Annotated in this window: 13 protein-coding genes and 1 tRNA gene; all 14 read right to left on the bottom strand. The window is 66.8% G+C overall.

What is annotated here, in order from left to right:
- Positions 1–60: 60 nt before the first annotated feature.
- Positions 61–153: transfer RNA gene (locus N4G47_RS06400), tRNA-Ser, on the bottom strand.
- 78 nt (positions 154–231) lie between these two features.
- On the bottom strand, positions 232–435 hold the full coding sequence (gene csrA / locus N4G47_RS06395; RefSeq protein ID WP_004152909.1) for a carbon storage regulator CsrA: 204 nt from the start codon (positions 433–435) through the stop codon (positions 232–234).
- 147 nt (positions 436–582) lie between these two features.
- The gene (gene alaS, locus N4G47_RS06390) at positions 583–3,231 is read right to left on the bottom strand and encodes an alanine--tRNA ligase (RefSeq protein ID WP_475285944.1); all 2,649 of its coding nucleotides are present in this window, start codon (positions 3,229–3,231) and stop codon (positions 583–585) included.
- A 109-nt stretch (positions 3,232–3,340) separates the two neighbouring features.
- Positions 3,341–3,832 (bottom strand): recombination regulator RecX, encoded by a 492-nt coding sequence (gene recX, locus N4G47_RS06385; RefSeq protein WP_475285942.1) that lies wholly within the window; start codon positions 3,830–3,832, stop codon positions 3,341–3,343.
- A 110-nt stretch (positions 3,833–3,942) separates the two neighbouring features.
- Entirely contained in the window at positions 3,943–4,980 is a 1,038-nt protein-coding gene (recA, locus tag N4G47_RS06380; RefSeq protein ID WP_057498318.1) for a recombinase RecA, read from the bottom strand.
- Between the two features lie 203 nt (positions 4,981–5,183).
- Positions 5,184–5,819: a transcriptional repressor LexA gene (gene lexA / locus N4G47_RS06375; protein WP_475285940.1), complete on the bottom strand. Its 636-nt coding sequence runs from the start codon at positions 5,817–5,819 to the stop codon at positions 5,184–5,186.
- A gap of 238 nt (positions 5,820–6,057) precedes the next feature.
- Positions 6,058–7,740 carry a 2-polyprenylphenol 6-hydroxylase gene (gene ubiB, locus N4G47_RS06370; protein ID WP_475289899.1) on the bottom strand — a complete coding sequence of 561 codons (1,683 nt, stop codon included), beginning with the start codon at positions 7,738–7,740 and terminating at the stop codon, positions 6,058–6,060.
- A 34-nt stretch (positions 7,741–7,774) separates the two neighbouring features.
- The gene (locus tag N4G47_RS06365) at positions 7,775–8,269 is read right to left on the bottom strand and encodes a CinA family protein (RefSeq protein ID WP_475285938.1); all 495 of its coding nucleotides are present in this window, start codon (positions 8,267–8,269) and stop codon (positions 7,775–7,777) included.
- Positions 8,270–8,389: 120 nt separating this feature from the next.
- Positions 8,390–9,700 carry a ribosome rescue GTPase HflX gene (hflX, locus tag N4G47_RS06360; RefSeq protein ID WP_475285936.1) on the bottom strand — a complete coding sequence of 437 codons (1,311 nt, stop codon included), beginning with the start codon at positions 9,698–9,700 and terminating at the stop codon, positions 8,390–8,392.
- 14 nt (positions 9,701–9,714) lie between these two features.
- A complete protein-coding gene (gene hfq, locus N4G47_RS06355) occupies positions 9,715–9,990 on the bottom strand; it encodes an RNA chaperone Hfq (protein ID WP_057498314.1) in 276 nt (91 codons plus the stop codon).
- Between the two features lie 97 nt (positions 9,991–10,087).
- Positions 10,088–11,041 (bottom strand): tRNA (adenosine(37)-N6)-dimethylallyltransferase MiaA, encoded by a 954-nt coding sequence (miaA, locus tag N4G47_RS06350; RefSeq protein WP_475285934.1) that lies wholly within the window; start codon positions 11,039–11,041, stop codon positions 10,088–10,090.
- On the bottom strand, positions 11,041–11,937 hold the full coding sequence (gene folP / locus N4G47_RS06345; RefSeq protein WP_475285932.1) for a dihydropteroate synthase: 897 nt from the start codon (positions 11,935–11,937) through the stop codon (positions 11,041–11,043). Before folP ends, miaA begins: the two co-directional genes overlap by 1 nt.
- A gap of 562 nt (positions 11,938–12,499) precedes the next feature.
- A complete protein-coding gene (locus N4G47_RS06340; protein ID WP_475285930.1) occupies positions 12,500–12,685 on the bottom strand; it encodes a hypothetical protein in 186 nt (61 codons plus the stop codon).
- 101 nt (positions 12,686–12,786) lie between these two features.
- Complete coding sequence (gene ftsH, locus N4G47_RS06335) at positions 12,787–14,721, bottom strand: ATP-dependent zinc metalloprotease FtsH (RefSeq protein ID WP_162292081.1); 1,935 nt, start codon at positions 14,719–14,721, stop codon at positions 12,787–12,789.
- Between the last annotated feature and the right edge of the window lie 67 nt (positions 14,722–14,788).

The raw sequence follows: 14,788 nt of genomic DNA, 5'->3' as shown, positions 1-14,788 counted from the left end.
TCCTGCATCCGCGCAAGAAAAACGCCTGCAGATCGACGATCTGCAGGCGCTTCTTGTATCTGGCGGAGTGAGAGGGATTCGAACCCTCGATAGAGCTTTTGACCCTATACTCCCTTAGCAGGGGAGCCCCTTCGGCCACTCGGGCATCACTCCGGGGTGTTCTCCGCGTCTGGTGCGTTGCACCTCAGCGGGGCGTGAATCATAACGTTAATCGAGTGCGAAGGTAAAGCGTTATTCGGCAGAATTTTCGCTACCGGTGCCACCGGCTTCGTCACCGCGCTGGATGCGCTGGTAGATCTCTTCGCGATGCACAGCGACGTCCTTCGGCGCGGTGATGCCGATACGCACCTGGTTACCCTTGACGCCAAGCACGGTGACGCTCACCGAGTCACCGATCATCAGGGTTTCGCCGACGCGGCGAGTCAGGATCAACATTTTTGTAAGTCTCCATGGAACCGTGTGGAAGGGTATCCCCCACCGGCTTGACGCTCCGTCAAGAAGCGCTACCACGACAAAGGGAAAAGATTCGCAATGGTACCGTCAGCCGTCCCGCTCCTACAAGGAGGGGGACGGCAGGGTTCATCACAGGCGGGGGCTGACCCATTCGACGACTGCAGCCAGCGCAGTGGCAAGGGCGGGCCCGTCCTCGCCACCACCCTGGGCGAGGTCCGGGCGTCCGCCGCCCTTGCCCCCGATCTGACCGGCGATATGGGACAACAGTTCCCCGGCCTTGACCTTGCCCATTGCGCTGCCGTTCACACCGGCGACCAGGGCGGCCTTGCCGTCCTGCGCGCCGGCCAGCACGATCACCGCGTTGCCCAGCTGCTGCTTGAGGCGGTCCACGGCGTCGCGCAGGGCCTTGGCGTCGAAGCCTTCCAGGCGGGCCGCCAGCACCTTCACACCGGCAACCTCGACGGCCTGGCCGGACAGGTCGGCCGTGGCGCCGGCGGCAACCTTGGCCTTCACGGCTTCCAGTTCGCGTTCCAGCTGCTTCTGGCGCTGGCCGAGGGCACGGATCTTCTCGACCACGTCGGCGGCGCTGCCGCCGAGCAGGTCAGCGGCCTCGGCCAGTCGGGCCTCTTCAGCGTCCACGTAGTCCAGGGCGCCCTGGCCGGTGACCGCCTCGATGCGGCGCACGCCGGCGGACACACCGCCCTCGGAGGTGATCTTGAACAGGCCGATGTCGCCGGTACGGTTGACGTGGGTGCCACCGCACAGCTCGGTGGAGTAGTCGCCCATCTTCAGCACGCGCACGTGCTCGCCGTACTTTTCACCGAACAGGGCCATGGCACCGAAGTCCAGGGCCTCCTGCATGGCCATGGTGTGCACTTCGGCAGCGTTGTTGGCACGCACCTGCTGGTTGACCTTGCGCTCGATCACCGCCAGTTCTTCGGCGCTGATCGGCTGGAAGTGCGAGAAGTCGAAGCGCAGGCGGTCCGGCGCCACCAGCGAGCCCTTCTGCTGCACATGGGTGCCCAGCACTTCGCGCAGGGCCGCGTGCAGCAGGTGGGTGGCCGAGTGGTTGAGGATGGTGGCGCCACGGCGCTCGCCATCGACCTGGCCAGCCAGCACGTCGCCGACCTTCAGGCCACCTTCGGACAGGGTGCCGACATGGCCATGGAACTGACCAGCGAACTTCTGGGTATCGTCCACCGCCAGGCGGACGCCGTTGCCGGTCAGCACGCCGGTATCGCCGACCTGGCCGCCCGACTCGGCGTAGAACGGAGTCTTGTCGGTAATCACGATCACCGCGTCACCGGCATCGGCCGACTGCACCGGACGACCGTCCTTGAGCAGGGCCAGCACGGTCAGGCCATCGGCCTGCAGACGGTCATAGCCGAGGAACACGGTCGGGCTGAGGGTGGCCACCAGCTCGGCCGGCAGGGTCACGCCGCCGCCGAACTTGCCGGCCGCACGCGCGGTCTCGCGCTGCTGCTCCATCGCCGCATCGAAGCCGGCGATGTCGACGGTCAGGTCACGCTCGCGGGCGATGTCCTGGGTCAGGTCGAGCGGGAAGCCATAGGTGTCGTACAGGCGGAAGGCGTCGACGCCCGGGATCACGCCATTGCTGGCCTTGCCGGCGACATCCTCGAAGATCTTCATGCCGGCATCGAGGGTCTCGGCGAAACGCTCTTCCTCGGCCTGCAGCGCACGGGTGACGGTGTCCACCGCCGCCGGCAGTTCCGGGTAGGCCTCGCCCATCTGCTCGACCAGGGTCGGCACCAGCTTGCTGAAGAACGGCTGGCGCACGCCCAGCATCCAGCCGTGGCGCAGGGCGCGGCGGATGATACGGCGCAGCACGTAGCCACGGCCTTCGTTGGACGGCAGCACGCCGTCGACGATCAGGAACGAACAGGCGCGGATGTGATCGGCGATCACCCGCAGCGACTTGTTCTCCAGGTCGGCGGTGCCGGTCAGCTCGGAGGCCTTGCGGATCAGCGCCTGGAACAGGTCGATCTCGTAGTTGGTATGCACGTGCTGCAGGATCGCCGCCAGGCGCTCCAGGCCCATGCCGGTATCCACGCACGGCGCCGGCAGCGGCACCAGGGTGCCGTCAGGCTGGCGGTCGAACTGCATGAACACCAGGTTCCAGATCTCGATGAAGCGGTCACCGTCTTCATCCGGGGAACCCGGCGGGCCACCGGCGATGTGGTCGCCGTGGTCGTAGAAGATCTCGGTGCACGGGCCGCACGGGCCGGTGTCGGCCATCTGCCAGAAGTTGTCCGAAGCGAACGGCGCGCCCTTGTTGTCGCCGATGCGCACGATGCGCGATTCCGGAATGCCGACCATGTCGCGCCACAGCGCATAGGCTTCGTCATCGGTCTGGTAGACGGTGACCAGCAGGCGCTCGGCCGGCAGCTTCCAGACCTGGGTCAGCAGCTCCCAGGCCCAGGCGATCGCATCCTTCTTGAAGTAGTCACCGAACGACCAGTTGCCCAGCATTTCGAAGAAGGTGTGGTGGCGTGCGGTGTAACCGACCTGGTCAAGATCGTTGTGCTTGCCGCCCGCGCGCAGGCAGCGCTGGACGTCGGCCGCACGCACGTAGCTGCGCTTCTCCGCGCCAAGGAACACGTCCTTGAACTGCACCATGCCGGAGTTGGTGAACAGCAGGGTCGGATCATTGCCCGGCACCAGCGGCGCCGACGGCACGATGGTGTGGCCTTTGCCCTTGAAGAATTCAAGGAAATCGCTGCGGATCTGGGAAGTGGTGAATTTGGCGGATGCGTTCATTGGGGGCTGGCAGTCTGCGGGCCGGCGGACCCGGACCACCGGCCGCGTTGGCCAGGGTCGCGACGGACCGCCGAAAACCTAAAGGGTATCAGGCCCGGCGCCGCCAGTCTCAGTCATCCGGGTCGTAGCGGGTCGCCCGGCGGATGCTCTCGCCGTCGAAACCCCGCCGGGCCAGCAGATCGGCGGCCTTGCGCCGCTGCGTCAGGTCCTGCGGACCGGCCTCACCGAAGCGGCGGCGGACCAGATCACGGGCGTTTTCCTGCCAGTCGCCCTCGTAGCTGTCCATCGCGGCGGCGATTGCCGCGCTGTCCAGACCGTGGGTACCCAGTTCGGCGCGGACATGGATCGGGCCATAGCCGGTGTTGGCACGCATCCGCACCAGGTTCTCGGCAAAACGGGTGTCATCCTGCCAGCCGGCCTCGGTCAGCTTGGCGACAGCAGCCTGCGCGGCTTCGTCTTCGATACCGCGCGCGGTCAACTTGCGCGTGAGTTCCTTGCGCGAGTGCTCACGGCGAACCAGCAGGCCCAGTGCCCGTTGTACGGGAGTCTGCTCGCGTGGCCGGCGCTTGCGGCCAGTCGGAATGTCTTCGGCGTCGGACATCGGTACTCCAAGGGTGGCGCCGTCCGTGGCGCCCTGCCCATCCCTGGGCGATTCGAACCTGCGGGACAGGGCAACGTCACTGACGGCGCCGCCCTGCCCCACAGCAAGCCTTACTCGTCGTCGCCGTCGTCGTCGCCTTCCTCGCGGGCCGCTTCGGCCGGCTGGAACTTCTCGCGCAGCTCGGCTTCGAGCTTGGCGGCGACGGTCGGGTTGTCGCGCAGGTAGCCGCGGGCGTTGTCCTTGCCCTGGCCAATACGCTCTTCACCGTAGCTGTACCAGGCGCCGGCCTTCTCGACCAGCTTGGCCTCCACGCCCATGTCGATCAGTTCGCCTTCGCGGCTGATGCCCTCGCCGTACAGGATCTCGGTGATGACCTGCTTGAACGGCGGCGCCAGCTTGTTCTTGACGACCTTGATCTTGGTCTGGTTGCCGATGATCTCGTCGCCCTTCTTGATCGCACCGATGCGGCGGATGTCCAGGCGGACCGAGGCGTAGAACTTCAGCGCGTTGCCGCCGGTGGTGGTTTCCGGGCTCTGACCCGGCATCATCACGCCGATCTTCATGCGCAGCTGGTTGATGAAGATCACCAGGGTGTTGGAGCGCTTGATGTTGCCGGTCAGCTTGCGCAGCGCCTGGCTCATCAGACGGGCCTGCAGGCCCGGCAGCTGGTCGCCCATCTCGCCTTCGATTTCGGCCTTCGGGGTCAGCGCGGCGACCGAGTCGATCACCAGGATGTCCACCGAGCCCGAACGGACCAGCATGTCGGCGATTTCCAGCGCCTGCTCACCGGTATCCGGCTGCGACAGCAGCAGATCGTCCACGTTCACGCCCAGCTTGCCGGCGTAGATCGGATCCAGCGCGTGCTCGGCGTCGATGAAGGCTGCAGTGCCGCCCATCTTCTGGCATTCGGCGATGGCCTGCAGGGTCAGCGTGGTCTTGCCCGAGGATTCCGGCCCGTAGATCTCAACGACACGGCCCTTCGGCAGGCCGCCAATGCCCAGTGCGATGTCAAGCATCAGCGAGCCGGTCGGGATGGCTTCCACGGGCTCGACCACGCGGTCGCCCATGCGCATCACCGAGCCCTTGCCGAACTGTTTCTCGATCTGGCCCAGAGCTGCAGCGAGGGCGCGCTTCTTGTTCTCGTCCATCGGAGGGGTCCTTGCAGAGGTGGAATCGTTGGAGGTGATGTCTTTGGGGGTCTTCTTTGCCATGGGCTCACTTTAAGTCGGACGTATCGCACAGGCTGAGATTCTGCCCGGCGCTCTGAAAAGAATTATCGGACATCCGTACCAACCTCAGTGGAACCAGAGAATCGCCACAAAAGACCGCGGGTAATGCACTGTGAGAGAAGTCAACGGTTGGGCCGCAGCAGGCCGCAATAGAGGCCTTCGATCGCGAAATCCTGAGCCGGCAGCACCTCGATCGGCTTGTAGTCGGGATTGCGCGGCAGCAGGCGGATCCGATCCTTGGCGATCTTCAGCAGCTTGACCGTGATCTCGTCATCGATGCGGGCCACCACGATCTGCCCGGAATGGGCGTCGCGGGTGCGGTGCACGCCGATCAGGTCACCGTCGAAGATGCCCTCGTCGATCATCGAGTCGCCCTGCACCTTCAGCAGGTAGTCCGGGGCCGGCGAGAAGAACACCCGGTCCAGCACCACGAAGTCATCGGAGCCGATGTCTGCGCCGATCGGCAGACCTGCCGCAACCCGGCCCAGCACCGGAAGCCGCAGCACGCTGTCGGGCAGCCCCGGCTCGGCCAGCTTCTCCACCGGCGGCGCCTGCACCAGGCGGATGCCGCGGGCCTGGCCCGGAATACGACGGATCGCACCGGCCTGCTCAAGGGCTTCCAGGTGGTACTGGGCCGCGCGTACGCCCTTGAAGCCGAACGCACGTGCGATTTCAGTCTGCGACGGCGGTGCGCCTTCGCTCTCGATACGCTCGGCGATCAACTGCAGGATCGCCTGCTGGGTGTCGGTCAGGTCCATGGTTAGTAGTATTACTACTAATATCCGGGACTGCAAGTGCCGGGGGCGACAAGGGGTGCGGACCTGTGGGGCCGGGGCATGCTCGGCCGGCGTGCCCCGGCCAGCCGGCCGGTCGGCCAGCCGGCGAAGGCAAGAGCAAAGGCAAAAGCAAAAGCAAAGGCAGCCGACTGACAGTCGGCTCTACAGGAATCGCTGCGCGATTCCGCGGTTCCCTTCGGGAACCGCTGCGGCAAGCACACTACGTGTGCTTGCCGCTTCTCCATATCGAAAACAGGATCCACACGCCGCAGAAGCCGGCGCCGATGAAGCCGCACACGCCCAGCGCCAGCAGCCAGCGGCTGGAGACACCGCCGACGCTGTGCATCACGATCGACGAGCCGATGATCAGTGCGGCCGTGACGATGCCCATCACCAGCCGGTTCGCGGCGCGGTTGACCTGCTCGCCAAATCCCTGCAGCGCGCTGGTTTCCACCTTCAGCTGCAGTCGCCCACGGCGCGCTGCCTGCACCAGCTTGCGCAGGTCGCGCGGCAGCTCGCCGGCGAAGTCGACCAGGCCCAGCAGGCTGCGTCGGCCGCGCTTGAGCAGCGCCCTGGGGGCGTAGCGTTGCAACACCACGCGTTCAAGGAACGGGCGCGCAGCGCTGGCCATGTCGAAATCCGGATCAAGCTGCCGGCCCATGCCTTCCAGGGTCAGGAAGGCCTTGATCATCAAGGCCAGATCGGCCGGCAGGGTCAGGCTGTAGCTGCGCAGCAGCTGGGTGATGTCACCCAGCATCAGACCGATGCGCAGGTCCTTCAGCGGCACGCCGCGATACTGGTCGACGAACTGGCTGATGTCGTGCTGCAGTCGGTTCTCGTCCACTTCCACGCCACCGGCCCAGTCCAGCAGCACGTCGGCCACACCCTGCGGGTCCTGTTCGACCAGGCCGTGCAGCAACTGCGCCACCTGGAAACGGCGCACCTCGGACAACGCGCCGACCATGCCGAAATCGATCACGCCGATGCGGCCGTCGCGCAGGTAGATGATGTTGCCCGGGTGCGGATCGGCGTGGAAGCTGCCGTCCTCGAGCACCATCTTCAACACGATGTCGGCGCCGCGCCGGGCCAGTTCACGGCGGTCCAGCCCCGCCGCATCGACGCCAGCCAGATCACGACCGGGAATACCGTCGACGAAGTCCTGCACGTTCAGGCTCTCGCAGGTCCACTGCCAGTGCACGCCCGGAATCAGGATGTCGTCACGGCCGTTGAAATTGCGCGCGATGCGCTCGGCGTTGCGGCATTCGGCAGCGAAATCCAGCTCGCGGCGCAGCGACACGGTGAACTGCTGCACGACCTCGGCCGGACGGTAGCGACGCAGGTCCGGCAGGCGGGCTTCGACGATCTCGGCCAGCCGTGCCAGCAGGCGCAGGTCGGCTTCGACCACGTCACGGATGCCCGGGCGGCGCACCTTCAGTACCACTTCACGGCCATCGTGCAGGCGCGCGCGATGGGCCTGTGCCAGCGAGGCGGCTGCCATCGGGGTTTCATCGAGGAAGGCAAAGACCTCGGCCGGTGAGGCGCCAAGGTCGGACTCGAGCTGCTCGCGGATCTCGGCATACGGCAGCGCGGGCACCGCGTTCTGCAGCTCGGACAACTCGGCGATCCACTCCGGCGGCAGCAGGTCCACGCGCGTGGCCAGCACCTGGCCAAGCTTGACGAAGGTGGGGCCCAGATCCTGCATCGCGCTGCGCACGCGCACCGGCGCGGTCATCCGCAGCAGTTCCTGGCGGTCCTCGTTCCAGTGCAGCAGGCGCCCTGCCCGCTCCAGCGTGGTGGCCAGGCCTATGCGCCGCACCACGTCGCCGAAGCCGTAGCGGATCAGGACGACGGCAATTTCCTGCAGTCGGCCCAGGTCACGGACCGTGCCCAGCGTTTCCCACATCATGCGTGCTCCGGACGATTACCGGAGCAGCATGTCACAGCTGGGCGTCGATGCCGCGCAACGCCGCCGCCACGGTTTGCCGGCGGATGGCTTCGCGGTCGCCATCGAACTGGAACAGCTCGGCGCGGGCGTAACCGCCACGGCGCTTCCAGCCGATCCAGACGCTGCCCACCGGCTTGTCCGGGCTGCCACCGCCCGGGCCGGCGATGCCGGTGACCGCCACCGCGATGCCGGCACCGGAGTTGACCAGGGCGCCGGACACCATTTCCAGCACGGTTTCGCGGCTGACCGCACCGAACTGCTCCAGAGTCTGCGCGCGCACGCCCAGCAGGCGCTGCTTGGCCTCGTAGCTGTAGACCACCATGCCGCAGTCGAAGAACGCCGAGGAGCCGGCGACATCGGTCATGCATTTGGCAATCCAGCCGCCACTACAGCTTTCGGCGGTCACCATCTGCAGCGAGGCCTGCTGCAGGCGCTGCCCAAGCGCGGCGGACTGGGCGTTGAGAACGGCGTCGGTGGGGATGGACATCGGCATGACGGTGGGGTGAAGAACCTGCACGTTGTACCGCAGATGACAGGTTGATGTCGCGCGCCCCGGAACGGTTGCGTTGCCGGCCAGCGGCCGGCACTACCGGGCCGGGCCGCTACCTCACCACTCCGGCAGTCTTTCCGGCAGCAGCGCCCGGATCGGTGCACCGTCGGCGCTGGCGGCCAGCTTCTCGGCCTCGGCGATCGGCAGGTCGACCTGCAGCAGCCAGCCTTCCTCGTCGGCCTGCTCGCTGCGAATCACCTCCAGCTGGTGCAGGCGCGCGCGCAGGCGGCCGGCATCCGGTGGCAGGCGCAGCTCGCCGGTGACGTGCTGCAGGCCCAGGCGCTTGCCCAGCACCGCCTGCAACAGCTCCAGGCCCTGCCCGTCGCGTGCGGAAATCCACACGCGTTCACGCCGCGATTCGTCGGGCACGCCGTCCTGACCGTCGTGGCGGACGTCGGCGCCGTCAATACGATCGATCTTGTTGAACACCAGCAGCTGCGGCAGATCGCCGGCGCCAACCGCAGTCAGCACCTCGTCCACCTGCGCGATGCGTTCCTCGCGATGAGGGTCGGCGGCATCGACCACGTGCAGCAGGAAATCGGCCTCGCGCGCCTCGGACAGGGTCGAGCGGAACGCGGCGACCAGATCGTGCGGCAGGTCGCGGACGAAGCCGACGGTATCGGCCAGCACCACGTTGCCACCCGGCACCGCGATACGACGCACGGTCGGGTCCAGCGTGGCGAACAACTGATCGGCGGCGTAGGCCTCGGCGCCGGTCATGGCATTGAACAGCGTCGACTTGCCGGCATTGGTATAGCCCACCAGGGCCACACGCGGCAGTTCGCTGCGCACGCGGGCACGGCGCATCTGGGTGCGCTGCACCTCGACCTTCTCAAGCCGCTTCTGCAGCTGCTCGACGCGCTTCTGCAGCAGGCGGCGGTCGGTTTCCAGCTGGGTTTCACCGGGCCCACGCAGGCCGATCGAGCCGCCGCGCTGGCGCTCCAGGTGGGTCCAGCCTCGCACCAGCCGCGTGGCCAGGTGGCGCAGCTGCGCCAGTTCGACCTGCAGCTTGCCTTCGTGGCTGTGCGCACGCTGGGCGAAGATGTCCAGGATCAGGCCGGTACGGTCGATCACCCGGCGTTCCAGGAACCGCTCCAGGTTGCGCTCCTGGCCCGGGCTCAACGCATGGTTGACCAGGATCAGGTCGGCCCCGCTGGCATCGGCCGCCGCCTTGATCTCGTCCAGCTTGCCGCTGCCGATCAGGGTCGACGGGTTGGGACGGTCCAGGCGTGCGGTGATCGTGGCGGCGATGCTGGCCCCGGCCGAGCGGGCCAGATCACCGAACTCTTCCAGCACATCGTCTTCCAGCTTGCCGAAATGCGGCTGGATCAACAGGGCGTGTTCGCCCTTTTTCGAGCGGTCAAACATTCACCGCTCCGGTCTTACTCGTCTGCTTCATCACCTGCCTGACCACCTTCACTGGACTGCACATAGCCGCCACCCGGGCCCACCTTCACGTTGCGTGCCGGCACCACCGTGGAAATGGCGTGCTTGTAGACCATCTGGCTCACCGTATTGCGAAGCAGGACAACGAACTGGTCGAACGACTCGATCGTGCCCTGCAGCTTGATGCCGTTGACCAGGTACACCGAAACCGGCACGCGCTCGCGCCGCAGTGCGTTCAAGAAAGGATCCTGCAGCGATTGCCCCTTGGACATTGCACACTCCTGATTATTGTTCTTATTGGGTTGCCGACGGTTTGCCACGGCCCCCGAGCCGCCCGCCGACCGATGATGTTACACGGCTGGCGGGGGTTCAGCGTGCGATGAAGGTCGACACCGCCTCGGCCAGTCGCTCCTGGTCGATGTGGGGGTCGAACCAGCGCCCATCAAGCTCGCCGCGCAGCCAGGTCAGCTGGCGCTTGGCCAGCTGGCGGGTGGCGAAGATCGCCTTGTCCCGGAAGCGGGCCGGGTCGCCCTCCCCGTCCAGATGCTCCCAGGCCTGGCGATAGCCGACCGCGCGCACCGCAGGCAGGTCCAGGGGCGCCTCCACCGCTGCCATTTGCGGCATCGCGCGCAACGCGCGGACCTCGTCGAGGAAGCCCTGCGCCAGCATGAGATCGAAGCGGGCCTCGATGCGCTGGTGCAGGACGGCGCGGACACGCGGCGCGAGGATCAGCTTCAGGGTGCGCACCGGCAACGGCGCCACGCCCGGCCGCCGCTGCCATTCACTGATCGGCGTGCCGGTGAGACGGTAGACCTCCAGCGCCCGCTGGATGCGCTGCGGGTCGGTGGCGTGGATGCGCGCGGCGGCAGCCGGGTCGACCTTGGCCAGTTCAGCGTGCAGTGCCGCCCAGCCACGCTCGGCTGCCTCGGCGCTGAGCGCTTCGCGCGTCGCCGGATCGGCCTCCGGCATCGGTGACAGGCCCTGCAGCAGCGCCCGGAAGTACAGGCCAGTGCCGCCAGCCAGGATCGGCATCTTGCCGCGTGCCACGATGTCGGTCACGACCCGGCCGGCATCGGCGGCATATTCGGCCGCCGAGTAGGTCTGCCAGGGATCGCGCAGGTCCAGCAGATGGTGCGGCGCCTGTGCACGCTCAGCCGCATCAGGCTTGGCCGAGCCGATGTCCAGGTGGCGGTATACCAGCGCCGAATCGACGCTGACGATTTCGCCATCCAGCTGCTGTGCCAGGGCGATCGCGGTGGCGGTCTTGCCACTGGCGGTCGGCCCCATCACGGCGATCGCCAGCGGGCGCCGGTCGATGCCCATCAGTCTTCGTCCGGCCAGCGGATCGTCGGCGTGGCGTCGGCGCGCGGCGTCGGCACGGCTTCGACGGACTGCCAGATCTTCAGCGCATCGACGGTGGCGGCCACGTCATGCACGCGCACGATTCGGGCACCGCGCTGGACCGCGATCAGATGCGCGGCCACCGAGGCAGCCACGCGCTCGGAGGGCCTGTCGCGGCCAGTCAGTTCGCCAAGGCTGCGCTTGCGCGACAGGCCGGCCAGCATCGGCACGCCCAGTTCCAGGAAGCGCTCGGAACGTGCCAGCAGGGTCATGTTGTGCCCGGTGGTCTTGCCGAAGCCGAAACCAAGATCGATCAGCAGGTTCTTCTTGGCGATACCGGCCATTTCCGCAGCGAACAGGCGCTGGACCAGGAAGCCATGCACCTCGGCGACCACGTCGTCGTAGTGGGGGTCGGCCTGCATATGGCCCGGCTCGCCCTGCATGTGCATCAGCACCACCGGCACGCCGGCGTCGGCAGCCGCTTCCAGTGCGCCGTCCTGGCGCAGGCCGAAAATGTCATTGATCATGCCGGCGCCGGCGGCCACCGCGGCGCGCATCACCTCCGGCTTGAAGGTGTCGATGCTGATCGGCACGGCGCTGCGCGCGGCCAACTGCTCGATCACCGGGATCACCCGACGCAGCTCCTCCTCGACCGATACCGGCGCAGCGCCCGGACGGGTCGATTCGCCGCCGATGTCGAGCAGGTCGGCGCCTTCCTCGACCAGCTTCAGGCCGTGGGCGACCGCGGCCTCGGTGGTGTCGTGCGCGCCGCCATCGGAGAACGAGTCCGGGGTGACGTTGACGATGCCCATGACCCGGGCACGGTCCAGGCGCAGGATGCGGCCGGCGCAATCGAGCTGGGGCGAGGTATCGAACATGGGTGATCCTGCTGGGACAACGGCGGGTAGTTTAGTTCGGCAGGGCGGCGCCCTGCACCCGCAGAGGCCAGAGCAACAGCAACAGCGGGTTTCCTGTGGGATGGCGCGGTGGGTCCGGTTGCGGGGGACGCCGTAAATACCTCCATGTAGGCTCGGTCGCGCCATCCATGGCGCTCACGCCCCCGCAACCGGACCCACCCCGCCTTCGACAGATCTCCGCGATCTGTCGTAGATCCACGCCATGCGTGGATGAATCTCCATCGGAATCGAATATTTCGAATTGGAATCGAAATGCATCCACGCATGGCGTGGATCTACCGTGTCGACCAAGGTCGACACCTACCAACAGCAGCAGGAATCTGTCAGAGGTGGGGCGGTGTCGGATGGCGGGGTGTCAGCCGCATGGATGCGGCTGCCAAGCCCCCATGGATGGGTTTACGGCGTCCCCGCCATCCGACACCGCCCCGCCAAACCACGGAATGCCGCTGTCGCTGTTGCTGCTGAGGTTGCCGGCCAGCGGCTGGCATTACCACGGGTGCAGGGCGCAGCCCTGTTGCCCCGCTCAACGGCGGCGGCGCTTGCGGTCTACGTACAGGGTCTTGGCGATGCTCAGCACGATGCCGACCGCGATACCCACCACACAGCCCAGCAGCAGGTTGTCGGCGCCCAGGCCTACGCCCACGCCGACCACCGTGGCGATGATCATCTCGGCGGTGTGGGAAATCGGTTCGGGCTTCGGGGCGGACATGCGGGCTCCAGCGTCAGTTCGGTTCTTCGGGAGGGGCGCGGGCCCGGAAACGACGAAGCCGGGTTGCCCCGGCCTCGTCTGGTATCACGTGCAGCGGGCCGTCAGTGCGATTCGGCCGGGCCTGCGATGGGCGGCAGCGGACGGGCGTCGCCGCCCTTGTCATTGCCACCGTCCTTGTTCGACTTGTTCCAGCCGGCCGGCGGCGGCGGGTCGCGGCCTTCCATGATGGCGTCGATCTGCGGCGCGTCGATGGTCTCGTACTGCAGCAGCAGCTGCGACATCGCGTGCAGCTTGTCGATGTTGTCGGTCAACAGCTGCGTGGTGCGGGCGTAGGCCTTGTCGAGGATGTTGCGCACTTCCTCGTCGATGCGGCGCGCGGTGTCGTTGGACACGCTCTTGTGCTGGGTGACCGAGCGGCCCAGGAACACCTCGTCGTCCTCTTCGCCATAGGCGATCGGACCGAGCTGCTCGGACAGGCCCCACTTGGTGACCATGTTGCGGGCCATCTTGGTGGCGCGCTCGATGTCGTTGGAGGCACCGGTGGTGACCTTGTCCTCACCGAAGATCAGCTCTTCAGCGACGCGGCCGCCGTACAGCGAGCACAGCTGCGACTGGATCGCCACGCGGTTCATCGAGTACTTGTCGCCTTCCGGCAGGTACATGGTCACACCCAGCGCACGGCCGCGCGGAATGATGGTGACCTTGTAGACCGGGTCGTGCTCGGGCACCAGGCGGCCGACGATGGCGTGGCCGGCTTCGTGGTACGCGGTCAGGGTCTTCTCGTCCTCGCTCATGGCCATCGAGCGGCGCTCGGCACCCATCAGGATCTTGTCGCGGGCACGGTCGAAGTGGTCCATGCGGACTTCCTTCTCGTTGCCACGCGCGGCGAACAGGGCCGCCTCGTTGCAGAGGTTGGCCAGATCGGCACCGGAGAAGCCCGGGGTACCGCGCGCGATCACCATCGGCTCGACGTCGTCGGCCAGCGGCAGCTTGCGCATGTGCACCTTCAGGATGTGCTCGCGGCCCTTCACGTCCGGCAGGCCGACCACGACCTGGCGGTCGAAGCGGCCCGGGCGCAGCAGCGCCGGGTCCAGCACGTCCGGACGGTTGGTCGCGGCGATCACGATCACGCCTTCGCCACCCTCGAAACCGTCCATTTCGACCAGCAGCTGGTTCAGGGTCTGCTCGCGCTCGTCATGACCGCCGCCCAGGCCGGCACCACGGTGGCGACCGACGGCATCGATTTCGTCGATGAAGATGATGCACGGGGCGTGCTTCTTGGCCTGCTCGAACATGTCGCGCACGCGGCTGGCGCCGACGCCGACGAACATTTCCACGAAGTCCGAACCGGAGATCGAGAAGAACGGCACCTTGGCTTCGCCGGCGATGGCCTTGGCCAGCAACGTCTTGCCGGTACCCGGCGGGCCCACCATCAGCACGCCGCGCGGAATCTTGCCGCCCAGCTTGGTGAACTTGGACGGGTCGCGCAGGAAGTCGACCAGCTCGCCCACTTCTTCCTTGGCCTCGTCGCAGCCGGCGACGTCGGCAAAGGTGACCTTGATCTGGTCTTCGCCCTGCAGCTTGGCGCGCGACTTGCCGAAGGACATCGCGCCCTTGGCACCGCCGCCACCGCCCTGCATCTGGCGCATGATGAACAACCAGAAGCCGATGATCAGGATGACCGGCAGGAAATTCATCAGGATCGCGCCGAGGGAAATGCCGCTGGACGGCTCCTCCTGCACGATTTCCACGTTCTTGGTGCGCAGCACGTTGATCAGGTCACGATCGAACGGCGCGGTGATCGTGGACGACTGCCCACCGCGGGTGGTGTAGGTCAGCTGGCTGGTGCCGCCGCGCATGTCGCCGCCGAAGGCGACCTTCTGCACGTTGCCGCTGTCCACCTGGTCCAGGAACTGCGAATACGACGCGCCCTGCGCCCCAGCCCCGGAGGTCTTGGGCGAGAAGCTCTGGAAGACCACCATCAGCACGACGGCGACGACCACCCATAGCAGGAGGTTCTTGGTCAAGTCGTTCATCCTCATTGGCTCCGGTGTTCCTCTTAGTGCTGGCGTTGCGTTGGGGTCGAACTTGCGTACGTTGCGA

Source organism: Stenotrophomonas sp. GSD10 (assembly GCF_056172695.1).
This window is presented reverse-complemented; position numbering and strand designations above follow the sequence as displayed.